This window comes from Amycolatopsis sp. NPDC004772 (assembly GCF_053601215.1).
The window spans coordinates 104,708-125,391 of the sequence record NZ_JBSGBK010000006.1 but is presented as its reverse complement, the minus strand read 5'-3'; the positions used below and the strand labels follow the sequence as shown (position 1 = coordinate 125,391).

The following is a 20,684-nucleotide window of genomic DNA, read 5'->3' as shown; positions in this document are numbered from 1 at the left end:
GCGGGCATGTGTTCATGGTCGCCTTCTTCCCGATGCGCGGTCAAGACGTCCACTTGGTGGAACGCTGGCAACGCCGCAGGTCACCGCGATGCGGGCGGCTCGGGAGCATGAGGCAAGATCTTCCCCGATCGGGTGAGCGCCCTTGATGACGGAGGTCCCCATGCCGGAAGGCAGAGGCTCGCGGATCAGTGACGACCCGGGGCTGCGCCCCGGGGCCGGGGGCTTCGCCACCCGGAACCCCCAGGAGAACGGTGATCGGCTGCGCGCCGCCGCCGATTTGCTCGACCAGGCGGCAGCCGCCGACGACAAGGCCGCGGGCAGGTTCGCCGAAGCGCGCGTCGATTCGACGCCGTTCGGCATCTCGCCGCAGGCGCGTGAGCTGGCGGCGCGCTGGACCGCGGCGCTGGCGGCGCGCGAGGCCGACGCGCGCGTCCTCGGCGACGCGACGTCGGACCTGGCGGGCCGGCTGCGCATGGCGGCGGTGAGCACGCGGAGCACCGGGTTCCGGGGGCGGTTAGCGGTGGCACCATGACCGTCGAGGTCTTCGAACACCCGGCGCTGGTGTCGGCGGCTTCGCAGCTGACCCCGTTGCGCGCGGCGGCCGGCCGGCTCGGCGTCGCGGACCCGGTGGCGGCGCTGCGGCACCTCGACTGCGCACCGACGTCGATCCGCGCGTCCGCGACGGCGGTCGACACCGGCGCGCTGGGCGTGACCGCGGCACAGGCCGAGTTCCGCGCCGGCGTCGAGCGTGCCGAAAACGGCGGCAGCACCGAGGCTTTCGGTACCTGGGCGGACACAGTGGACGGTCAGTACGCCGCCGCAGCGCGGGCAGCCGCTTCGACGGCGGCGCTGGGCGCCCGCCTCGCCGACCAGCTGGACGAGCTGGCGGTGGCCGCGGCCGAGGAGGTCTGCACGCTCGCGGCCGACGCCGCGGGCCCGGTTTCGGCGGTCCTGGCCGGCGACCGCTCGGCCGATGTGGTGAGCGAGGTCAGCGCCACGTGCGCGGCGGTGATCCGGGCCGTGCAGGAGAAGATCGCGGCGCTGGCCGCGCTGGCGGCCGAACTGGAGCCGTTGACGGCCCCGGTCGTCGAACTCAGCTGAAGTGCTCGCGGGCCCAGTCCGCGAAGGGCCGCGCGGGGTGCCCGGTGACGCGGGGGACGTCCAGCGACACGGGTTCCGGGTCCTCGACGAGTGACGCCCAATGGTCCACCGCGCCGCCTGCGAATTCCGGTCCCATGAAGGAACTCAGCTGCGCTTTCGCCTCTTCCGGCGGTTGTTCTTCCCACGTGACAGGCGTTCCGAGCGCGGCACCGATGAGCCGGGCCTGGTCGGCCTGCGCGACGGCTTCCGGGCCGGTGACGAGGTAGATCTGCTTCGCGTGGTCCTCGGTGAGCGCCTTGACGGCCATGTCGGCGACGTCGCGTTCGTGGACGACCGACCGCTTTGCTTGCCCATAGGCCGCCCGGACCACGCCGGTGCCGGCCTGCTGCGCCCAGGCGAGCGCGTTGGTGGCGAGTCCGGTGACGCGGAGGAAGGTCCAGTCGTCGGTGACCTTTTCGACGGCGGCTTCGACGTCTCCCCAGACACCGCCGTCTTCGGCGGACATGGCGGAGAGGTAGACGATTTTCTTGCCCCGGAAGGGTTCCACGGCCTGTTCGATGCCGTCGGCGGTGAAGAAGGGCCAGAGCAGGTAGACGGCGTCGACGCCTTCGGCGGCTTCGGCGGGATCGGTGATGTCACCCTGGACGACGTCGACGCCCTGGGGCGCCTTCGCGGGATCACGGACGAGGACTCTGGTGGTGACGCCCGCGGCGCGGAGGCCGGCGACGACGTGCCGTCCGGTGTGGCCGGTGGCTCCGGTGACGAGAATGGTCATGCCGCCACGGTCACACTTCAAGCGCCCTTCAAGTCAAGCGGACGGCTCAGCTCATCCCGCGCCGCGTCGAGGAAGGCGACCTTCGGGCCCCTGAGGTGGTCCCAGAGCGAACCGTCGTCGACCTTCTGCCAGATGACGTGGTCCAGCGCCTTCACGTAGGCGCGGGCCAGGCCGTGCAGGTTCGAGGCGAACAGGACGTGGATCATCCGTTCGCACACCCACAGCTCGTCGACGACATCGAGAGCGGCCGTCTTCCACGATTCATCGTCGTCTTCGCGATCCTCGGCGGCCCGCTCGGCCTGCTGGGCGACGCGGATGAACTGGCGCAACAGCTCCACCTGCTCCTCACGCCGCTTCTCGACGCGCTCGGCGGCCAGCCGCCGCCGCTCACTGCGCTCGTTGCGCCGTTGCACGGTGGTCTGCACCAGGTACGAAAGGCCACCACCGAGCACCACGCCGATCAGGGACAGGACCGCGAGCCACACCTGCGTCATGCGCATTTCATAGCAAAACGCCCGGCGCCTTCGAGAGGCACCGGGCGTTCAGGAGCGGTGGCGGTGGGATTTGAACCCACGGACGGGATTAACCGTCACACGATTTCGAGTCGTGCTCCTTCGGCCGCTCGGACACGCCACCGCGAAGAACAATACCCGAGGGCCGGTGCCGGTCTCACCTGGGGTCGACCGGCCGCTCGCCGCGCAGCCTGACCTGCGCCTCCCGTACCGCGCGCGTGGCCCGGCGGCGGACGTCGGACGCCGTTGAGCGGAGCTGGGCCGAGCGCCGCTGGGCGCGGCCCGATGCCTCCAGACGGCGGTTGCCGGTCGCCATGCCGGCCTTCTCGCGAGCGCTGCCCACTGCCTGCTGGATCCGGTGCTTCATCGTCATACCGGAGGAGTACCCAAAACTCAGCGGCGCGTAGCGAAGTACGTCTCCAGCAGCCCCGCGCACTCCTCGACCAGGACGCCTCCGTGCACTTCAGGCCGGTGGTTGAGACGACGGTCACGCACGACGTCCCACAGCGACCCCACCGCGCCCGTCTTGGGCTCCCACGCCCCGAACACCAGCCGGGCGATACGGGCCAGCACCAGCGCGCCCGCGCACATCGTGCACGGCTCCAGCGTCACCGCCAGCGTGCAGCCCTCGAGCCGCCAGCCGTCGCCTGCCACCTGGGCCGCCGCGCGCAGGGCGAGGATCTCCGCGTGCGCTGTCGGGTCGCCCAGCTCGACGCGGGCGTTGCGCGCCGCCGCCAAGGGCACGCCGTCGGGGCCGAACACGACCGCCCCGATCGGCACGTCCGCGCCGGGGGCGCGCGCCGCTTCCAGCGCGGCCTCCACGGCCTCGGTGTCGGACGGGCGTCTCAGAGCTCGTCCAGGAGCTTGCCGAACTCGCTGCCGAACCCGCAGCGCTGCGCGACCATCTGCAGCTGCTCGTCCGGGTACAGGTCGACCTCGCCGACGATGACCTCCAGCTCCGGCCCGGGCAGCCCGAGATCCGCCAGGATCTCCAGGTCGCCCTCGGGCCAGACGGAGTCGTCCTCCTCGTCCGGCGGGTCGACGCGCAGGACGTCGAGGACGTCCGCCGCGATGTCGTAGTCCAGCGCCGCCGCCGCGTCCGAAAGCAGCAACGACGGCCCCCGCGGGCTCGGCCGGACGATCACGAAGAACTCGTCGTCGACCGCCAGCAGCCCGAAGCTCGCGCCGGTGGAACGTAGTTTGCCCAGTTCAGTGATCGCTGCGTCCAGCTCGGTCAACGCCCCCGGGTCGAGCGCACTGCACCGCCACCGACCGTCTTCCCGGACCACAGCCACCGCGAAGCCCGTGACCGGCTCATCCACCGCCATGCGCACACCGTATTCCGCCGGTCGGTCCGGCGCACGCACGGTGCGCCCGAAGCGCCGCATGGGGCACTATCGGGACCATGACCGGCCCCACTGACCTGCCCACCTTGCCCGGCACGCCGTTCGCCGGGCTCCTCGACGACGCGCGGGCGCTGCAAGGCCGCACGGTCGCGCTCCGGCGGGCCGTGCACCGCCACCCGGAACAGGGCCTCCACCTGCCGCGCACGCAGGCGGCGATCCGCGAGGCCCTCGACGGCCTGCCGCTCGAGATCACCGAGGGCCGGGCCACGACGTCGCTGACGGCCGTCCTGCGCGGCGCGCGGCCCGGTCCGGCGGTGCTGCTGCGCGGCGACATGGACGCGCTGCCGCTGACCGAGGAGACCGGCCTCGAGTTCGCGTCGGAGGACCCGGAGTCGATGCACGCGTGCGGGCACGACACGCACGTCGCGATGCTGGCTTCGGCGGCGCGGCTGCTCGCGGAGCGCCGGGACCAGCTGGCCGGGTCGGTCGTGTTCATGTTCCAGCCGGGCGAGGAGGGGCACCACGGCGCCCGGTTCATGATCCACGAGGGCGTGCTCGACGCGGCCGGGACGCGGGTCCAGCGCGCGTTCGGCGTGCACATCCTCGCCAACGCGCGCAGCGGGCTGCTGCAGCTGCGGCCCGGCCCGCTGATGGCGTCGGCGGACTCGTTCCACGTGCGCGTCACCGGCAAGGGCGGCCACGGCTCGGCACCGCAGCACACGATCGACCCGGTGCCGGCCGCCGCGGCGATGGTCGGGGCGCTGCACACGATGATTACCCGCCGGGTCAGCGTGTTCGACCCCGCGGTGCTCTCGGTGACCCGCATCCAGGCCGGCACGACGTCGAACATCATCCCGGAGACCGCCGAGCTCGAGGGCACCATCCGCACGCTGTCCGAGCCGACGCGCGCGCTGGTCCGGGCCGAGCTGCCGAAGGTGTGCGAGCAGGTCGGCGCGGCCTACGGCTGCCGCGTGGTCGCCGACGTCGAGCCGGGCTACCCGGTGACGGTGAACGACGACCGGATCGCCGCCGAGGTCCTGGAACTCGGCGCGGAGGTGCTCGGGCCGGAGAACGTCGAACTGCTCGCCGACCCGCTGATGGGTGCGGAGGACTTTTCCTACGTCCTGCAACGCGTCCCCGGCGCGTACGCGTTCCTCGGCGCGTGCCCGCCCGGCGTCGACCCGGCCGAAGCGGCGGCGAACCACTCGAACCGCGTGCTCTTCGACGAGGACGCGATGCCCCACGGCGTCGCCATGCTCGCCGCCTTCGCGCTCGACGCCCTCCGCTAGGGCCCGGTCCGCGACGGGCGGCCGTCCTCCAGGTGCCCGGCGAAGCGGCGGCGCCACCCCGGCGTCTCGAACGTGACGTCGTACCAGCCGTTGCTCGCCGGCACCGGGAAGTCGTGCGTGCCGCCCGGCGGGAGGGTGACGTCGTTCAGTGTGACCGGCGCCGGCCCGCTGTTGGTCACCGTGACCCGCAGCGCGGGCGTGTCGAGGAACGTGACCGCCGCGTCGAGGCCCACGCCGCCCGAAGCCTCGACGACGAAGCCGTTCGGGCCGTGGATGGCGACGTCGTACGTGCCGCCGTGCGCGACCTCGCCGGCCGTGGAGGCGCCGGGGCCGACGTCGAAGCGTTGCGACGTCCCGCCCGCGTGGTAGGCGTAGGCGGCCAGCTGCAGCGCCTGCGTCCCGTGGTTGGTCAGGTGCAGTTTGAGGGCGTTCGCCTCGGCCGTCACCCAGGCGACCGGCTGGTACGGCAGCGGGCGCGCCTTCGCTGTGCCGGGGTCCTGCACCAGCGCGGCCGGCCCCAGCCCCGGCTTCGGGAGGCGTCGCTGCGTGCGGTCGGCTTCGGCGCGCAACGCGTCCGCGTCCGGCAGCAGCGGGATGGTCGTGTCGGGCGCGCGAAAGTCGAAACAGCTGGTCAGGTCGCCGCAGATGGCCCGGCGCCAGGCCGAAATGTTCGGCTCGCGCACGCCGGTCCAGGTCTCCAGGAAGCGCAGCACCGACGTGTGGTCGAAGACCTGCGAGTTCACCCAGCCGCCGCGGCTCCACGGCGAAACGACGGTCATCGGCACCCGCGGGCCCAGCCCGATCGGGACAGGCGGCCCGGACGGCTCGCCCTTCTCCGGCCGGTGGCCCGGCAGGTACTCGCCGGGCGTGCCGGGCGGCGGCGTCGGCGGGACGACGTGGTCGAAGAAGCCGTCGTTTTCGTCGTAGTTGATGAAGACGACGGTCGATTCCCACAGCTCCGGCTTGTCCCACAACGCCTTCAGCATGCGCTGGAGGTAGGCGGCGCCGTCGACCGGCCGCGCGGCCGGGTGCTCGCAGTAGCCGTACGGGGCCACCACCCACGACACGGCAGGCAGCGTGCCGGCCGCGCAGTCGGCGAGGAACTCGGCCAGCACGTGGTCGAGGTCCTTGCCCTTCCCCGAGTCGGGCAGGAGCTTCTTGCGCAGGTTCCCGCGCTCGGCCAGCCGGCGTTTGACGGGGTCCATCGAGTACAGCGCGTCGTGGAAGTTCTGGAACAGCCAGAGCGGGTTGTCGCCGTAGTCGCCGACGAAGTGCTCGGGGACGCCGCGCTCCTCGTCGTTCGCGTAGATCCGCCACGTGATGCCCGCGGCCTCGAGGCGTTCGGGGTAGGTCGTCCAGCGGAACGAGGGCTCGTAGTCGGGCGCGTTGTGCGTCGCGGGGCCGCCGGCGAGGCCGTCCGGGTCGATCGTGCCTGTCCAGTGGTAGAGCCGGTTGGGGTGCGTCGGGCCCTGGATCGAGCAGAAGTAGTGGTCGCACAGGGTGAACGCGCTCGCCAGCGCGTGCTGGAACGGCAGGTCGTCGCGCGTGAAGTACCCCATCGTCATGGGGCTCTTCGCCGCGATCCAGCGGTCGTAGCCGCCGCCGTTCCACGCGCGGTGCGTGCTGTTCCAGTCGTGCGGCAGCTCGCCGAGGTCCTGACCGTCCACAACGGACGTGTCGATCCGGAACGGCAGCACCGGGCCGCCCTTGTCGCCACGCTGGTGGAAGACGTCGCGCAGGGCCGCGCGGTCGCCGAAGCCGCGGACGCCGGCCATCGTGCCGTAGTAGTGGTCGAACGACCGGTTCTCCTGCATGAGCACGACGACGTGGCGGACGTCGTCGATCGTGCCCGTCCGCGGCGCCGGGGCGCAGGCGACCGGCAGCGTGCCGGCGACGGTGGCCGCGGCCGCGCCGCCCAGCACCGTGCGCCGACGGATCCGGCCCATGCCCACCTCCTCGTCCCCCGGTCGCGGCTCGGCCGGAGGGGTACGTTCGCCACCGAGAGAGGTGAAGCCATGCTCAACTCAGCGGAATTGGTCGCCTTCGCACCGTCGACCGACCTCGATCGCTCACGTGCCTTCTACACGGATGTCATCGGGCTCGAGTTCATCGAGCAAACCCCCTTCGCGTGCGTGTTCCGCAGTGGCGCGACCATGCTGCGTGTCACCGCCGTCGCCGAGTTCACGCCGCAGCCGTTTACGGTGCTCGGCTGGGCTGTCGCCGACATCCGGGCCGCGGTGGCCGAGCTGCGCGGCCGTGGCGTCGAATTCCTCACCTACGCCACGCTGCCACAGGACACCGACAAAATCTGGACCACGCCGGGCGGCCGGATCGCCTGGTTCCCCGATCCGGACGGCAACGTGCTGTCGCTGACCGAGTTCGCTGGTAATTAAACAACAGTGTTGATTTAATAGCCTCATGAACGAAGCCGACCGCCTCGCCCAGTTCGCCGAGCAGGAGGAACGCCTCCAGTTCACGAAGTTCGACAACGAGACCGCCCTCGCCCTCGGCCAGCAGCTCCTGACGGCCGCCCGGGACCGCGGGCTGCCGGTGACGATCTCGATCCGGCGCAACGGCCAGCGCCTCTTCCACGCCGCGCTGCCCGGGACGTCGGCCGACAACGACGCCTGGATCGACCGCAAGAGCCGCGTCGTCGACCGCTACGGCCACAGCTCGTTCTACATCGGGACGCAGTTCCGCTCGAAGGGCGGCTCGTTCGAGGAGCATTCCCGCCTCGACCAGGACCTCTACGCGGCCCACGGCGGCGTCTTCCCGGTGCTGGTCCGCGGGGTCGGGCCGGTCGGCACGGTCGGCGTCTCCGGGCTCCCGCAGGCCGAGGACCACGCGTTCGTCGTCGAGCAGCTGGAGCTGTTCCTGAGCTCCTGAGAAATTCTCCGGCCGGTTTGTCGATCCGAGGGTGCCCCGTCCGACGGGACAGGCAGGACCGACCCGAAGGAGACACCCATGGGCACACTCACCGTGACGACGTTCCTCACCCTCGACGGCGTCTACCAGGCACCGGGAGGTGAGGAAGAGGACACTTCCGGCGGCTTCGACCTGGGCGGCTGGGTGAAGCCGTACTACGAGGAGGACATGGGCCGGTTCGTCGCGGAGTGGTTCACCCGCGCGGACGCCTTCCTGCTCGGACGGCGGACGTACGAGATCTTCGCCGCGCACTGGCCGAAGGTCACCGACCCCGCCGACCCGGTCGCGTCCGGCCTCAACACCCTGCCGAAGTACGTGGCGTCGCGGACCCTGGCGGACCCGTCGTGGGCCAACACGTCCATTGTGGATGGTGACGTCGCCGGGTTCGTCCGCGACCTCAAGGCCCGGCTGGACGGCGAACTCCAGGTCCACGGCAGCGGCGACCTCCTGCAGACGCTGATCGCGCACGACCTGGTGGACGAGTACCGGCTGTGGCTGTACCCGATCGTGCTGGGCAAGGGCCGCCGGCTCTTCCCGGACGGCGTGGTTCCCAAGGCGTTCGAGCACGTCGAAACCCGGCAGACCGCCGCGGGCGTGAACGTGCTCGTGCTGCGCCCCGCCGGGAAACCGCGGTTCGACACGTTCCGGCTGCCGGAGGACCAAAAGTATTGACCGCGGCTGCTACCGTCGACCATATGAAGCGCGCTGCAGTGACGACGACGCCGAGGAGTGTCCCGGCGCGCTGAACGACGTTTCGAGCCCGGGGCGGGTGCCCCGGGCTTCGTCTTGTGGTCTCCCCGCCTCGCCGTCCACGAGGGAGTCCACCATGCCCGACCACCGCAAGCTCGGCCGCGAACTCGGCCTGTTCGGCACCGACCCGCTGATCGGCGCCGGCCTGCCCTACTGGCTGCCCGACGGCGCGATCGTCCGCCACCGCCTCGAGGAGTACGTCCACGCCCTCGAACGGCGCGCGGACTACCGGCACGTCCATTCGCCGGTGCTGGGCAAACGCGAGCTGTACGAGATCTCCGGGCACTGGTCGCACTACCGCGACGACATGTACCCGCCGATGGACGTCGGCGGTGAGCAGCTCGTGCTGCGCCCGAGCCTGTGCCCGCACCACGCGCTGATCTACCGTTCGCGCGGCCGCAGCCACCGCGAGCTGCCACTGCGGCTCGCGGAGATCGGCGGCATGTACCGCAGCGAGCCGTCCGGCGTGCTGGGCGGTCTGTCCCGGGTACGCGCGATCCAGCTCAACGACGCGCACGTGTTCTGCACCCTCGACCAGGTCGAAGCCGAGGCGGCCGCGGCACTGGCCCTGATCCGGCAGGCGTACGACGCGCTCGGCATCAGCCCGGCCCGCTACCGGCTCTCGCTCCCCGGCCCCGGCGGGAAGTACGTGCCCGGGGACTGGTCCGGCGCGGTGGACATCCTCCGTTCGGTTCTTGGTGACCTCCCGTACGACGAGGGCGAAGGTGAAGCGGCGTTCTACGGGCCGAAGATCGACGTCCAGATCGCGGACGCCGCGGGCCGCGAATCGACCCTGTCCACCGTCCAGGTCGACTTCCACCAGCCGGCGCAGTTCGGCCTCGAGTACGTCGGCGCGGACGGCGCGAAGCACCGCCCGGTGATGGTGCACCGGAGCATCATCGGCAGCGTCGAGCGCGCGGTGGCCCAGCTGATCGAGGTCCACGGCGGCGCGTTCCCGGCCTGGCTCGCACCGGTGCAGCTCCGGCTGCTGCCGGTGTCCGCCGCGGAAGTGCCGTACGCGCGCGAGATCCTGGACCGCTGCGACGACCTGCGGGCCGAGATCGCCGCGGACGGCAGTCTCGGCGCCCGGATCCGCGACGGTCGCCTGGTGCCGTTTCAAGCCGTGATCGGGCCACAGGAGGTCGCCGCCGGCCAGCTTTCCGTCCGGTTGCGCGACGGAAGCCGGGCCGACGCCCGACCGGTGGAGGCCGCGCTGGCATCGATCGTCGAGGCGGTCAGGCTGCCATCGCCTCGGCCAGCCAGTCGAAGGCGGGAGCCAGGCTTTCCGGTGCCGCCCAGCCGTTGATCACCCCCAGAAGTTGTAGGTAGCGCTCGCGGCGCGGATCATTGGCGACGCCGAGCCAGTCCCGGAGCTCGCCGGGATCGCGCCCCAGCCCGTCGACGATCGCCTTCGCCGCCGGCGACTGCGGCACGATCCCGGCCACGACGGCCGGGGTGACGGCCTCCCGCACCTCGGCCGCCAGGTCACGACGCAGCCCGGGTTCGTGACTGTCCGCGAACCGGCGCAGGTTCGCGCGGAAGTCCGTGTCCCGCATCAGCGCGGCCAGCTCGAGCCACGCCTCGGCCTGCTCGGGGCTGGGGTGCTCGGGCAGGTCGGGGGTCAAGGTCCGGGCGATCCCCGCCAGCTCGGGGCGGTCACCCAAGGCCTCGGCGAGGAAGTCGCCGATCAGGCATCGTCGTTCCACTTCGGACAGCACGGCCCGCTGGTGCGCGAGACTCGCTTCCACGGGGGACGTCGCCTGGTGCGCGAGGTTCGCATCCTCGCGGCGCGAGCCACGGCTTACCTCGCGCACGAGACTCGCTTCCTCAGAGCGCGAGGCACCGTTCGCCCGGTTCGCCAAACTCGCTTCCTCGGAGCGCGAGCCACGGTTCGCCACTGCGTTCAGCACCTCCCTTCGCCGGCGCAGCACGCCGATCTGCACCTCCACTGCCGCGGCGTGCTCCGCCGCCACCTCCGCGACGGTGGTCTCGCCGTCGATCACCTGCCGGATCGTGGCGAGGTCGACGCCGAGATCGCGGAGGACGCGGATGATGTCGAGCCGGGCGAGCGCGGCGTCGTCGTAACGGCGCTGGCCCGCGGTGTTGCGCCCGGATGGCGGCACGAGGCCGCGATCCGAGTAGAACCGGACGGCCTTGACCGTGAGGCCCGTCCGGTGGGCGAGTTCGCCGATGGAGTACCGCATGCCACCAGCGTGGCAGCTCCCCTCGGGGGAGGCGCAAGACCTGCGGGTTCGCTCGATCGTGTCGATCATGCGTTCGACTTTTCGCGGTACAGTCGAACGCATGAGCGAACGAGTCAGGCCTCCTCCCGGATCCGGGTCACCAGCTGGGTCGGGTTCACGAACCGCAACGCAATGAGAAGGAGCACGAGCATGGACGCGGTGTAGATGGTCGCCATGGCGTCGACGGACTGGTTGGCGCGGATGCCGGCGGCGAACACGGAGTTGTAGAGCGCCACCACGAGGGTCGTCGAGTCCGGGCCGGCGGTGAGGAACGTCAGCTCGAACATGCCGACCGTGCGCACCAGCACCAGGATCGACGCGGCCAGGATGCCCGGCAGCAGCAGCGGGCCGAGGATCCGGGTGAACACCGAGACGGTCCGCGCGCCGGACATGCGGGCCGCGGCCTCGATCTTCGGGTCGATCTGCTCGATGAACGGCGTCATCGTCAGCACGACGAACGGCACCGAGGGCACGAGGTTGGCGAGGATGACGCCGGTGATGGTGCCGGCCAGGTGGAACTTGTACAGCACGGTGGCCAGCGGGATGCCGTAGGTGATGGGAGGGATGAGGATCGGCAGCACGAACAGCAGCATCACCAGGCGCTTGCCGGGGAACGAGCGGCGCGCCAGCGCGTAGGCGGCCGGGACGCCGACGGCCACCGACACGGCGATCACCACGAGCGCGACGATCGCCGTCGTGAGGAGGACGTCGGAAAGGCCGAACTCGCGCCAGGCGTCGGCGTACCAGTGAGTGGTGAAGCCGTCCGGGAGCCAGGTGCCGAACCACTGGGTGCCGAACGAGTCGACGACCACCGAGAACACCACGCCCGCGAGGTTGACGAAGAAGAACGCGACGACGGTCCAGACGACCCAACGTCCGGGACGCGCGACCCAACCGGTCATCCCTTGCCTCCGGTCGCTCCGCGGTACAGCGTGCCGCGCCACGCCATGACCAGGCCGATCACGATCAGCATGACCACCGCCATGAGCATCGCGACGGCCGAGCCCATCGAGTAGTCGTACTCCTCGAACGCGGCGTGGTAGGCGGCGATCGAGATGACACGGGTCTCGTTCGCGGGGTCGCCGACGAGCTGCGCGCTCGGGAAGACCGAGAACGCCATGACGAACGAAAGGCAGAAGGTGATCGCCAGGCCGGGTGCCAGCAGGGGCAGCGTGATCCGCCGGAAGCGCTGGACGCCGTTCGCACCGAGCGTGGCGGCCGCCTTTTCCAGGGAGGGGTCGATACCCGACAGATAGGACAACGTCAGCAGGAAGGAGAACGGGAAGCCGGTGATCACCAGGGAGAGCAGCACGCCGGTGTAGTTGTGGATCAGCGGCAGCGGCTGGTCGGTGACGCCGAGGACGGTGAGCACCTTGTTCAGCCAGCCCGCCGGCCCGCCGTACATGATCAGGCCCTGCGCGGTGAGCACCGTGCCGAGCGTGATCGGCACGACGAGGATCGTCGTCAGGAGGCGCTTGCCGCGGACGCGGCCGCGCATCACGTAGGCGATCGGGATGCTGGCGAGCACGTTGATGAAGGTGGCCGGGAGGGCGATGCCGAGCGTCGTCCAGATGGTGTTGCGCAGGTAGGGGTCGCCGAAGAACCGCGCGTAGTTCGCGAAGACGCCGCCCTTGCGCGGCGCGAACGACAGTTGGAGGCCGTAGAGGAAGGGGTACAGGAACAGGCAGGCGGTCACCAGGAGGCCGGGCACCAGGAGCAGCAAGGTGCGGTCGATGCCGCGTTCGGCGAGGCGGTGCCGCAGCGCCGGGCGAGCACTCGCGACGGCGGTCATGGCGCGACCTCCCCACCGCGGGCGGCCGTGCCCGTGCCGACGACCACGGCGGCAGCCGGCAATGCACCACGGGCAGCAACTGCCCGCGCGGCGGACACCATCACCGCGCCGCGAGCGACACCACTCCCCGCGGCGGCCACCACCGCGCCGCCGCCAACATCGGCACTCGGCGAGCCGGCGGCGAAACCACCGCACCGCCCAGCGCCCACCCTCGTCGCGATCCCGGCGGTCACGGCGCGAACACCAGGACCCGCTCGGCGGGGACGCCGATCTTCGCCGTGTCGCCCGGCGCGAGGCGCTTGTCGGTCCGGAAGTAGACCGGCACGCCCGTCGTCAGCCGGGCGGAGATCGACAGCTCGCGGCCGTGGTACTCGACGATCTCGACCGTGACGTCGAGGGCGTTCTCGGTGCCGTCGCCGATCACGAAGTCCTCCGGGCGAATCGCCACCTTCGCCGGGCCCTCCGTGAGCGGACCGCGGCTGGTGAGGCGGACGCCCGCGCCCTCCACGGTGATTGCGGAGCCGGCCGCTCCCGTCACCGTCACGTCGAGGAGGTTGCGGTAGCCCATGAAGGACGCGACGTAGCTGTTCACCGGCCGGGCGTACACCTCCTCGGGCGTGCCGACCTGCTGGACCGCGCCCTCGCGCAGCACCACCAGGCGGTCGGCCAGCGACAGGGCCTCCTCCTGGTCGTGGGTGACGTACACCGTGGTCAGGCCGAGCGTCTGGTGGAGGCGGCGGATCTCCATCCGCATCTCCAGCCGGAGCTTGGCGTCCAAATTGGACAGCGGCTCGTCCATCAGGACGACCGGTGGCTCCAGCACCACGGCGCGGGCGATGGCGACGCGCTGCTGCTGGCCGCCGGAAAGCTGCGCGGGGAACTTCGCCGCGTGCTCGGTCAGCTGTACCAGGCGCAGCGCTTCGTCGACCCGCCGCCGGGCTTCGGCGCGGCCGACCTTGCGCATCTTGAGGCCGAAGCCGACGTTGGCACGCACGGACATGTGCGGGAACAGCGCGTAGTTCTGGAACACCATCCCGAACCCGCGCTGCTCCGGCGGCTGCCCGTCGATGCGGGTGTCGTCGAGCCAGATGCTGCCCGCGGTCAGGGGCAGCAGGCCGGCCAGGCAGTTGAGCGCCGTCGACTTGCCGCAGCCGGACGGGCCGAGCAGAGCCACGAACTCGCCCCTGGGAATCGCGAGGTCGAGGCCGCGCAGGGCGTTCGCGGTGCCGAAGCTGCGCGAGACGCCGTCCAGCCGCAGCTGCCCGAACGTCACTTCTTGCCGACCTTCGAGCCGCCGACCAGCTGGTTCCACTTGTCGAACGCCTTGACCTGCTGCTCGGCCGGCAGCGACGTCTCCTTGGGGTACTGCGCGATCCACTGCTCGTACTCCGGGCGCCCGAACTGCTTGATCGTGTCCTGGCTCTTCTGGGGCGCCATCTGCAGGGTGACGTCCTTGACCGCCGGGCCGGGGTAGAAATAGCCGTCGTCGTAGGCGATCGCCTGCTGGTCCGGCTTGAGCATCCACGCGACCAGCTGCAAGATCGCCGACTCCTGGTCGGGCGAGAGGCCCTTGGGGATCAGGGCGTACTGGGCGTCGGTGACCCAGTGCATCGGCTGCATGATCGCCGTCTTGACCGTGTTGGGCACGGTGCCGAGCTTGCGCGGGTTGATGTCCCACCCGGTCGTCGACATGATCATGTCCACCGAGCCGGACGCGAGGTTCTTCATCGTCTCCGTGGTGCCCGACGGGTAGTACTTCACGTACTTGCCGAGTTCCTGCAGGAACGCCCAGGTCTTGTCCCAGCCCTTGTCCGGGTCCTTCGGGTCCTTGTCGCCCAGCAGGTACGGCAGGCCCATCAGGAACGTCCGGCCCGGGCCGGAGTTCGACGGCTGGGCGTACTGGAACTTCTCCGGGTGCGCCTTCGCCCAGTCGAGCAGCTCCTGCGGGGACGCCGGGGCGGCGGGCACCGCGCCGGGGTTGAACTCCAGGAGCGGGCCCGACGGGTAGTACACGACCTCGATGCCGTAGCCGTTGGCCAGCTCCTGCATCTTGGCCGCGGGCTCGAGGTAGTTCTGCATCAGGTTCGGGAACCGGCTCGAGAAGTCCGGCAAGACCTTGGCCAGGGTGCCGTTCGCGATGCCGGCGGAAAGGCCGTCGGTGCCGCTGAGCACCAGGTGGGTCTGGGCGACGCCGCCGTCCTGCTCGGCCTTGAGCTTGCCCGCCATGCTCGGGGCGGGCGCCGTCGAATAGGTGACCTTCGCGAGGACTTCCGGGTGCGCGGCCTTGAAGTTCTCGATCATCTGCTTGGTCAGCTGCAGGTTGCCCGCGACGTCGAGGATGTTCAGCTCGACCGGCTTGCCCGGCTTGTCCGGCACGGCCTGGGGATCGGCCGCCTGGCCGCCGTCGCCACCGGGCGCGCCGCAGGCCGCCAGGCCCGCGGCGAGGCTCACCGCCAGCAACACTCGTCGGAATCGGAAGCCGGTGCAACGCTGCATGGCTGCTCCCTAGGTCCGTGATAATGTTGTATGTCGCATCGTATATCAGATCGGACATGCCAGTGGCGAGCACTTCTTCGGCCCGGAGGCCGCCGCCGCCCGTCTCGCGGACGGATTTCGTGCGCGACGCGATCAAGGAAGCGATCTTGAGCGGGGAGTTCGGGCCGGGCGAAACGCTCGTCGAAGCCGAGGTGGGCGCCCTGCTCGGGGTGTCGAAGACGCCGGTGCGCGAAGCACTCCGGATCCTGGCCGGTTCCGGTTTGGTCACGATGAGCACGTACAAGGGCGCTGCGGTCCGCGTTATGGACGCCGAGAGTGCGTACGCGGTGTACGACCTGCGCGCGCTGCTGGAGCCCGAAGCCCTCCGGCGGGCCGTCGAACAGGGCGCGGACTTCGCGGAAGCGCGGCAGGTGCTGGCCGGGGTCGAGCCCGGCGCCGCGGCCGGCGATCGGGCGAAGGCGAGCCTGGCCAACCGGCTGTTCCACCGCGCGCTCTACGCCGGTTGCGGGAACCCGCTGCTGGTCGAAGTCCTAGACGGGCTGCGTGACCAGGCCGCGCTGATCACCGTCACCGGCTGGGGCATCAGCCCCACCTGGCAGGGCGAGGCGGCCGAACACCGGGCGATCCTGAACGCCGCCGAGAGCGGCAACGCCCGGCAGGCCGAACACCTGCTGCGCAAGCACATCACCGATTTCATCGACCGGGTCGCCTTCGGGCTGCCCGGCGAGCGCACCACCGAGACCGGCGATCCGAAGGGGGCCCGATGACGTTCGAGGAGCAGAGGCGGCGGCTGTCCGGGGTGGTGGCCATCCCGGTCACGCCGTTCGACGCCGACGGCGCCGTCGACGGCCAGACGTACGCGAAGCTGGTGGACCGGCTGATCACCGGCGGCATCGAGGTCGTGACGCCGAACGGCAACACCGGCGAGTTCTACGCGCTCGATGCGAACGAAGCGCGGCAGTGCCTGGCGGTCACCGTCGAGGCCACGGCCGGCCGGGCGAGCGTGCTCGCCGGGATCGGGCACGACGTCGCGTCGGCGACGCGGGCGGCGGTGCACGCGCGCGAGGCCGGCGCGGACCTGATCATGATCCACCAGCCGGTGCACCCGTACATCTCCGGCGACGGCTGGGTCGACTACCACGCGGCGATCGCCGCGGCGGTGCCGGAACTCGGCGTCGTGCTCTACGTCCGCAACCCGGCGATCACCGGCGAGCAGCTGCACGCGCTCGGCGAGGTGGCGCCGAACGTCATCGGTGTGAAGTACGCGGTCCCGGACCCGGTGCGCTTCGGCTCGGTCGCCCGCGATGCCGGCTTCGACCGGTTCGTGTGGATCGCGGGCCTGGCGGAGCTCTCGGCGCCCGGCTACTTCGCCGTCGGCGCCACCGGCTTCACGTCCGGCCTGGTGAACGTCGACCCGGCGATCTCGCTGGAGATGTTCCACGCGCTGTCCACAGGGGACTATCCGGCGGCGATGACCGTCTGGGAGCGGATCCGCCCGTTCGAGGAGCTCCGGGCGGCCAACGGGAACGCGAACAACGTCAGCGTGGTCAAGGACGCCCTCGGCCAGCTCGGCCTGTGCCGCCCCGACGTCCGGCCCCCGAGCCGGCTGCTCACCGGACCCGAGCGGGAGCAGCTCTTCGGGCTGCTGTCGTCGTGGGGGCTGTCGTAGGTGACGCAAGTTACTGGCGCGTTAATAAGGAGTAAGCGGACAAACCAAAAGCGTCAGGACGGCATTCACGGGTGATCTCCGGGCCCGCTCGCGGCGGTGTCCTGGCGGGGTCCGATCCGCCGTGATGCCCGGAGGCACCCGTGACGCTCAGCGAGCTTCTTCCCAGCCTCGGCTGCGAAGCCGCCGATCACCTCGAGCCAGGAGTCTGGCCGCGAAGCACCCGACTCGGCGAAGACGGCGAGCTGCTCTTCGCCGGCGCCAAGGTCAGCCACCTCGCCGCCCGCTTCGGGACGCCGTCCTACCTGCTCGACGAACAGCAGGTCCGCGACACCGCGCGCGAGTACCGCGAAGCGCTGCCGGACGTCGAAGTCGCGTACGCGAGCAAGGCGCTCTGTACGCGAGCCGTACTGCGTTGGGTCGCCGAAGAGGGGTTGTCGCTCGACACCTGCTCCGCCGGTGAGATCGCCGTCGCGCGTTCGGTCGGCTTCCCCGCGGAACGCATGCTGCTGCACGGCAACGCGAAGACGCCCGAAGACCTTAAGGCCGCGCTCGGCTACGGCGTCCGGCGGATCGTCGTCGACTCGCTCGACGAGATCGAGCAGCTCGGCACGCTCGCCCACGGCGCTCAGCAGGTGATGATCCGGGTGACGCCGGGCGTCGCGGCCGGGGCGCACGCCGCCATCAGCACCGGGGCCGAAGGCCAGAAGTTCGGCTTCTCGCTGCTCGACGGCGTTCCCGACAACGTCGACGCCGCCGTCGAAGCCGTGAAGCGACAACCCGGGTTGCGACTCCAAGGCCTGCACTGCCACATCGGCTCGCAGGTGTCGCGCGTCGACCGCTACGAGGCGGCCGCGCGGCGGATGGCCGAGGTGCTCGTCCGGATCCGCGACACCCACGGCGTCACGCTGCGGGAGCTCGACCTCGGCGGGGGGCACGCGGTGCCGTACGTCGGCGGCGAGCCCGCGTTCGACCTCGGCGGCTACTCGCGGCGCCTGCGCGTGGCGCTGGCCTACGAATGCGCGGCGCACGGCTTCCCGCTGCCCCGCCTGACGATCGAGCCCGGCCGAGCGCTCGTCGGGCCGGCCGGGATCACCGTCTACCGCGTGTGCGCGGTCAAGCGCGGCAGCCGCACGTTCGTCGCGGTCGACGGCGGCATGAGCGACAACGCGCGGCCGTCCCTCTACGGCGCCCGCTACACGACGCGCTTGGTGGGACGGCGGTCGAAAGCGCAGCGCGTCCCGATGACCGTGGTCGGCAGGCACTGCGAAGCCGGTGACATCCTCGCCGACGGCATCAGCCTGCCCGCCGACCTGCACGCCGGCGACCTCCTGGCCGTGCCGTGCACCGGCGCCTACCACCATTCGCTGGCCTCGAACTACAACCAGATCGGCCGCCCGCCGCTGGTCGGCGTGCGGGGCGGCGTCGCGACGCTGCTCGTGCGCCGCGAGACCGAGGAGGACCTCAGCCGGCGTGATCTGGGCTGACGATGCTGTCGCCGCCGCGCGGCACGAACCCGCGCGGCAGGCGGCGGCCGGCGAAGAAGTCGCGGCAGGCGCGGTGGACCGCGAACATCAGCGGTACCCCGAGCACGATCGACACGACCCCGATCACCGCGACACCGCCGATGCCGAACACCATCGTCTCGCCCGCGTCCGGCCGCGCGTACTCGATCAGCGCGAACACCAGCACTGCCAGGAAGAACACGCCACCGGTGAACGGCAGCAGCCCGCGCAGCACGAAGTTGCGGACGCTCGCGAAGAGCGTCCGGCGGAACACCCAGACGCAGGCGAGCGCCGTCATCGTGTACTCGATCGCGATGGTCAGCCCGACCGCGTCGACCGAGTCGGCCAGGACGTTGTCGCTGATCAGCGCCAGGAGGACGTACACCGCCAGCGACACCAGCCCGAACGCCCAGGTCGCCACGGTCGGCGTCCGGAACCGCGGGTGCACGCGCCCGAAGACGCGCGGGAGGGCGCCGTGGCTGGCCATCGACAACGTCGTGCGCGCCGCCGGCATGATCGTCGCCTGGCTGGTCGCCGCGCCGCTGGTCAGCACGGACACGATCAGCAGCACGCCCAGGACCTTGCCGCCTCCGCCGTCGCCGAACACCGCGCCACCCAGGCCGGCCAGCACGTCCTCGGAGTTGGCCTCGTTCGCCAGGCCGATCCCGTCTTCGCCCACCCCGGCGAAGGCGAGCGCGGCGACCGTCACGAGCAGGTAGTTCAGCACCAGCAACACCGTCGACAGCACGGCCGCGCGGCCCGGTGCGTGCCGCGGATCGGCGGACTCCTCGTTGACCGACAGCGAGCTTTCCCAGCCCCAGTAGATGAACACGGCCAGCAGCACCGCCGAAACCGCGGTGCCGGCCGACACCCCGCCCGGCCACAGCCAGTCCAGCCGCGGCAGCGACGCCTGCGGACCGGCCGTGCCGTCGAAGACGCGGACCAGCGCGACGGCCGAGAAGAGCACCAGGACGGCGAGTTCCACGCCGAGCAGGATCCACTGCGCCCGCGCGGACACCTCGATCCCGCGGTAGCAGAGCCAGCACAGCGCCAGCAGCCAGGCGGCGCCGATCGCGGTCGTCACCCACCGGTTGCCCGCCGCGTCCGAGGCGCCGAGCAGCAGCAGCGTGTACCGGCCGGTGAGCGCGGACTGGCTGCTCATCACCAGCAGCTGCGCGACCGTGACGACCCAGCCGGTGAACCACCCGGCGTGCGGGCCGAACGCGCGCGCCGCCCAGGTGAAGTTGGTGCCGCAGTCGGGTTCCGCGGTGTTCAGCTCGCGGAAGGCGAAGGCGACGAACAGCACCGGCACGAACGAGAGCAGCACGAACGCGGCCGCTTTGAACCCGGTGCCGGCCAGCACGATCAGCCCGAGCGTGGCCGCGATCGAGTACGCCGGCGCCGTCGACGACATCCCGATGACCATCGACGACACCATGCCCAGCGCGCCGCCGCGCAGCCCTTTCGCGGGAACGGCGGGGGCGGCACCGAGCGCCACGGCCTCCGACATGCGTTGGTCCTCCTGGGGTTGCTGCGGACGAGAGAGCCGCCAGACGGTACCTGGCGCGGCCCCGGGAGCGCGTCCAGCTGTGCGCGGGCGCACAAAACCGCCTCGGAAAGCCTCGTCAGTTTCGCTCTTGACCACCGATTCCTCGGCTGAGCGCGACGTGCACGTCGAATCGCGCGAAGCTGGCGCGGAGGGCTCGCTTTCTCCGCAGGTCTCGATACGCTGCGCACTTGACAAATCACATGCCGAAACACAGGGAGGGACGGCATGGGTGACGAAACACGTGCGCGCGCGCTGGACAACACGGACAGATCGCTGATCGACCTGCTCCAGAAGGACGGCCGGGCCTCGTTCACCGCGCTCGCCAAGGCGGTCGGGCTTTCGGAGGGAGCGGTCCGCCAGCGCGTGCAGCGGCTGCTGCGTGACGACCTGATGCAGATCGTCGCGGTGACCGACCCCGCCAACGTGGACCTGACGCGCCAGGCCATGGTCGGCATCAACGTCGACGGCGTCGATCCCCGCGAGGTCGCGGACAAGCTGTCCGAGCTGACGAACGTGCACTACGTCGTGCTGTGCGCCGGGCGTTACGACCTGCTGGCCGAACTGGTCTGCCGGGACGACGACCACATGCTCGACGTGCTGGGCGAAGAGATCCGGAAGATCCCGGGCGTGTCCGGGACGGAGCTGTTCGTGTACCTGAAGCTGGCCAAGCAGAACTACTCCTGGGGCCGGCTCACGGCGTAGCGGTGCGGGGATGACGGGTACCGCCACCCGCCA

23 protein-coding genes and 1 tRNA gene are annotated in these 20,684 nt (G+C 71.1%); 11 read left to right on the top strand and 13 right to left on the bottom strand.

What is annotated here, in order from left to right; all coding sequences use genetic code 11:
- Nucleotides 1–160: 160 nt before the first annotated feature.
- Both ACWEF6_RS06185 and ACWEF6_RS06180 read left to right on the top strand, forming a co-directional pair.
- Nucleotides 161–532, top strand: a complete 372-nt coding sequence (locus tag ACWEF6_RS06185; RefSeq protein WP_449681908.1) for a hypothetical protein — start codon at nt 161–163, stop codon at nt 530–532.
- On the top strand, nt 529–1,101 hold the full coding sequence (locus tag ACWEF6_RS06180) for a hypothetical protein (RefSeq protein WP_449681907.1): 573 nt from the start codon (nt 529–531) through the stop codon (nt 1,099–1,101). The genes ACWEF6_RS06185 and ACWEF6_RS06180 overlap by 4 nt, the downstream gene beginning before the upstream one ends.
- On the opposite strand, the gene ACWEF6_RS06175 is transcribed toward ACWEF6_RS06180, so the two are convergent.
- The 6 genes from ACWEF6_RS06175 to ACWEF6_RS06150 all read right to left on the bottom strand — a co-directional run bounded on the left by ACWEF6_RS06175 (nt 1,094) and on the right by ACWEF6_RS06150 (nt 3,716).
- Nucleotides 1,094–1,876, bottom strand: coding sequence for an SDR family oxidoreductase (locus tag ACWEF6_RS06175; protein ID WP_449681906.1), 783 nt, complete (start codon nt 1,874–1,876; stop codon nt 1,094–1,096). The genes ACWEF6_RS06180 and ACWEF6_RS06175 overlap by 8 nt on opposite strands.
- Nucleotides 1,877–1,893: 17 nt before the next feature.
- A complete protein-coding gene (locus ACWEF6_RS06170; protein ID WP_449681905.1) occupies nt 1,894–2,370 on the bottom strand; it encodes a hypothetical protein in 477 nt (158 codons plus the stop codon).
- Nucleotides 2,371–2,425: 55 nt separating this feature from the next.
- Nucleotides 2,426–2,512 (bottom strand) — tRNA-Ser (locus ACWEF6_RS06165).
- Nucleotides 2,513–2,545: 33 nt separating this feature from the next.
- A complete protein-coding gene (locus ACWEF6_RS06160; protein WP_449681904.1) occupies nt 2,546–2,761 on the bottom strand; it encodes a CsbD family protein in 216 nt (71 codons plus the stop codon).
- A 20-nt stretch (nt 2,762–2,781) separates the two neighbouring features.
- The gene (locus ACWEF6_RS06155) at nt 2,782–3,210 is read right to left on the bottom strand and encodes a nucleoside deaminase (protein WP_449681903.1); all 429 of its coding nucleotides are present in this window, start codon (nt 3,208–3,210) and stop codon (nt 2,782–2,784) included.
- A gap of 23 nt (nt 3,211–3,233) precedes the next feature.
- Complete coding sequence (locus ACWEF6_RS06150; RefSeq protein WP_400867089.1) at nt 3,234–3,716, bottom strand: tRNA adenosine deaminase-associated protein; 483 nt, start codon at nt 3,714–3,716, stop codon at nt 3,234–3,236.
- A gap of 77 nt (nt 3,717–3,793) precedes the next feature.
- Here ACWEF6_RS06150 and ACWEF6_RS06145 point away from each other — a divergent pair, with 77 nt between their 5' ends.
- Complete coding sequence (locus ACWEF6_RS06145; RefSeq protein WP_449681902.1) at nt 3,794–5,023, top strand: M20 metallopeptidase family protein; 1,230 nt, start codon at nt 3,794–3,796, stop codon at nt 5,021–5,023.
- Here the strand turns inward: ACWEF6_RS06145 and ACWEF6_RS06140 are convergent.
- Nucleotides 5,020–6,969 (bottom strand): phosphocholine-specific phospholipase C, encoded by a 1,950-nt coding sequence (locus tag ACWEF6_RS06140; protein ID WP_449681901.1) that lies wholly within the window; start codon nt 6,967–6,969, stop codon nt 5,020–5,022. The two genes, ACWEF6_RS06145 and ACWEF6_RS06140, sit on opposite strands and share 4 nt — an antisense overlap.
- 69 nt (nt 6,970–7,038) lie before the next feature.
- On the opposite strand from ACWEF6_RS06140, the gene ACWEF6_RS06135 reads away from it, so the two are divergent.
- From ACWEF6_RS06135 to thrS, 4 genes are all read left to right on the top strand, one after another.
- Nucleotides 7,039–7,416, top strand: coding sequence for a VOC family protein (locus ACWEF6_RS06135; RefSeq protein WP_449681900.1), 378 nt, complete (start codon nt 7,039–7,041; stop codon nt 7,414–7,416).
- 25 nt (nt 7,417–7,441) lie between these two features.
- Nucleotides 7,442–7,909 (top strand): heme-degrading domain-containing protein, encoded by a 468-nt coding sequence (locus ACWEF6_RS06130; RefSeq protein WP_449681899.1) that lies wholly within the window; start codon nt 7,442–7,444, stop codon nt 7,907–7,909.
- 78 nt (nt 7,910–7,987) lie between these two features.
- Nucleotides 7,988–8,620 carry a dihydrofolate reductase family protein gene (locus ACWEF6_RS06125; protein WP_449681898.1) on the top strand — a complete coding sequence of 211 codons (633 nt, stop codon included), beginning with the start codon at nt 7,988–7,990 and terminating at the stop codon, nt 8,618–8,620.
- 97 nt (nt 8,621–8,717) lie between these two features.
- On the top strand, nt 8,718–10,004 hold the full coding sequence (gene thrS, locus ACWEF6_RS06120) for a threonine--tRNA ligase (protein WP_449681897.1): 1,287 nt from the start codon (nt 8,718–8,720) through the stop codon (nt 10,002–10,004).
- Here thrS and ACWEF6_RS06115 read toward each other — a convergent pair.
- From ACWEF6_RS06115 to ACWEF6_RS06095, 5 genes are all read right to left on the bottom strand, one after another.
- Nucleotides 9,934–10,902 carry a MerR family transcriptional regulator gene (locus tag ACWEF6_RS06115; RefSeq protein ID WP_449681896.1) on the bottom strand — a complete coding sequence of 323 codons (969 nt, stop codon included), beginning with the start codon at nt 10,900–10,902 and terminating at the stop codon, nt 9,934–9,936. The two genes, thrS and ACWEF6_RS06115, sit on opposite strands and share 71 nt — an antisense overlap.
- 113 nt (nt 10,903–11,015) lie before the next feature.
- A complete protein-coding gene (locus tag ACWEF6_RS06110) occupies nt 11,016–11,843 on the bottom strand; it encodes an ABC transporter permease (protein WP_449681895.1) in 828 nt (275 codons plus the stop codon).
- Nucleotides 11,840–12,733 (bottom strand): ABC transporter permease, encoded by an 894-nt coding sequence (locus ACWEF6_RS06105; RefSeq protein ID WP_310969388.1) that lies wholly within the window; start codon nt 12,731–12,733, stop codon nt 11,840–11,842. Before ACWEF6_RS06105 ends, ACWEF6_RS06110 begins: the two co-directional genes overlap by 4 nt.
- A gap of 229 nt (nt 12,734–12,962) precedes the next feature.
- On the bottom strand, nt 12,963–14,006 hold the full coding sequence (locus tag ACWEF6_RS06100; RefSeq protein ID WP_449681894.1) for an ABC transporter ATP-binding protein: 1,044 nt from the start codon (nt 14,004–14,006) through the stop codon (nt 12,963–12,965).
- Nucleotides 14,003–15,229 carry an extracellular solute-binding protein gene (locus ACWEF6_RS06095; RefSeq protein ID WP_449681893.1) on the bottom strand — a complete coding sequence of 409 codons (1,227 nt, stop codon included), beginning with the start codon at nt 15,227–15,229 and terminating at the stop codon, nt 14,003–14,005. Before ACWEF6_RS06095 ends, ACWEF6_RS06100 begins: the two co-directional genes overlap by 4 nt.
- Nucleotides 15,230–15,291: 62 nt before the next feature.
- On the opposite strand from ACWEF6_RS06095, the gene ACWEF6_RS06090 reads away from it, so the two are divergent.
- From ACWEF6_RS06090 to lysA, 3 genes are all read left to right on the top strand, one after another.
- Complete coding sequence (locus ACWEF6_RS06090; RefSeq protein WP_449681968.1) at nt 15,292–15,996, top strand: GntR family transcriptional regulator; 705 nt, start codon at nt 15,292–15,294, stop codon at nt 15,994–15,996.
- Nucleotides 15,993–16,898, top strand: coding sequence for a dihydrodipicolinate synthase family protein (locus tag ACWEF6_RS06085; protein ID WP_449681892.1), 906 nt, complete (start codon nt 15,993–15,995; stop codon nt 16,896–16,898). The genes ACWEF6_RS06090 and ACWEF6_RS06085 overlap by 4 nt, the downstream gene beginning before the upstream one ends.
- Nucleotides 16,899–17,038: 140 nt before the next feature.
- Nucleotides 17,039–18,382 carry a diaminopimelate decarboxylase gene (lysA, locus tag ACWEF6_RS06080; RefSeq protein ID WP_449681891.1) on the top strand — a complete coding sequence of 448 codons (1,344 nt, stop codon included), beginning with the start codon at nt 17,039–17,041 and terminating at the stop codon, nt 18,380–18,382.
- On the opposite strand, the gene ACWEF6_RS06075 is transcribed toward lysA, so the two are convergent.
- Complete coding sequence (locus tag ACWEF6_RS06075; protein ID WP_449681890.1) at nt 18,360–19,910, bottom strand: APC family permease; 1,551 nt, start codon at nt 19,908–19,910, stop codon at nt 18,360–18,362. The two genes, lysA and ACWEF6_RS06075, sit on opposite strands and share 23 nt — an antisense overlap.
- A 264-nt stretch (nt 19,911–20,174) precedes the next feature.
- On the opposite strand from ACWEF6_RS06075, the gene ACWEF6_RS06070 reads away from it, so the two are divergent.
- On the top strand, nt 20,175–20,651 hold the full coding sequence (locus ACWEF6_RS06070; protein WP_086845095.1) for an Lrp/AsnC family transcriptional regulator: 477 nt from the start codon (nt 20,175–20,177) through the stop codon (nt 20,649–20,651).
- Nucleotides 20,652–20,684 lie beyond the last annotated feature (33 nt).

Bases quoted from the DNA above. Each gene is read 5' to 3' on its own strand.
- ACWEF6_RS06185 (WP_449681908.1), top strand. From the start codon at position 161: ATGCCGGAAGGCAGAGGCTCGCGGATCAGTGACGACCCGGGGCTGCGC.
- ACWEF6_RS06180 (WP_449681907.1), top strand. From the start codon at position 529: ATGACCGTCGAGGTCTTCGAACACCCGGCGCTGGTGTCGGCGGCTTCG.
- ACWEF6_RS06175 (WP_449681906.1), bottom strand. From the start codon at position 1,876: ATGACCATTCTCGTCACCGGAGCCACCGGCCACACCGGACGGCACGTC.
- ACWEF6_RS06170 (WP_449681905.1), bottom strand. From the start codon at position 2,370: ATGACGCAGGTGTGGCTCGCGGTCCTGTCCCTGATCGGCGTGGTGCTC.
- ACWEF6_RS06160 (WP_449681904.1), bottom strand. From the start codon at position 2,761: ATGACGATGAAGCACCGGATCCAGCAGGCAGTGGGCAGCGCTCGCGAG.
- ACWEF6_RS06150 (WP_400867089.1), bottom strand. From the start codon at position 3,716: ATGGCGGTGGATGAGCCGGTCACGGGCTTCGCGGTGGCTGTGGTCCGG.
- ACWEF6_RS06145 (WP_449681902.1), top strand. From the start codon at position 3,794: ATGACCGGCCCCACTGACCTGCCCACCTTGCCCGGCACGCCGTTCGCC.
- ACWEF6_RS06140 (WP_449681901.1), bottom strand. From the start codon at position 6,969: ATGGGCCGGATCCGTCGGCGCACGGTGCTGGGCGGCGCGGCCGCGGCC.
- ACWEF6_RS06135 (WP_449681900.1), top strand. From the start codon at position 7,039: ATGCTCAACTCAGCGGAATTGGTCGCCTTCGCACCGTCGACCGACCTC.
- ACWEF6_RS06130 (WP_449681899.1), top strand. From the start codon at position 7,442: ATGAACGAAGCCGACCGCCTCGCCCAGTTCGCCGAGCAGGAGGAACGC.
- ACWEF6_RS06125 (WP_449681898.1), top strand. From the start codon at position 7,988: ATGGGCACACTCACCGTGACGACGTTCCTCACCCTCGACGGCGTCTAC.
- ACWEF6_RS06115 (WP_449681896.1), bottom strand. From the start codon at position 10,902: ATGCGGTACTCCATCGGCGAACTCGCCCACCGGACGGGCCTCACGGTC.
- ACWEF6_RS06110 (WP_449681895.1), bottom strand. From the start codon at position 11,843: ATGACCGGTTGGGTCGCGCGTCCCGGACGTTGGGTCGTCTGGACCGTC.
- ACWEF6_RS06105 (WP_310969388.1), bottom strand. From the start codon at position 12,733: ATGACCGCCGTCGCGAGTGCTCGCCCGGCGCTGCGGCACCGCCTCGCC.
- ACWEF6_RS06095 (WP_449681893.1), bottom strand. From the start codon at position 15,229: ATGCAGCGTTGCACCGGCTTCCGATTCCGACGAGTGTTGCTGGCGGTG.
- ACWEF6_RS06085 (WP_449681892.1), top strand. From the start codon at position 15,993: ATGACGTTCGAGGAGCAGAGGCGGCGGCTGTCCGGGGTGGTGGCCATC.
- ACWEF6_RS06075 (WP_449681890.1), bottom strand. From the start codon at position 19,910: ATGTCGGAGGCCGTGGCGCTCGGTGCCGCCCCCGCCGTTCCCGCGAAA.
- ACWEF6_RS06070 (WP_086845095.1), top strand. From the start codon at position 20,175: ATGGGTGACGAAACACGTGCGCGCGCGCTGGACAACACGGACAGATCG.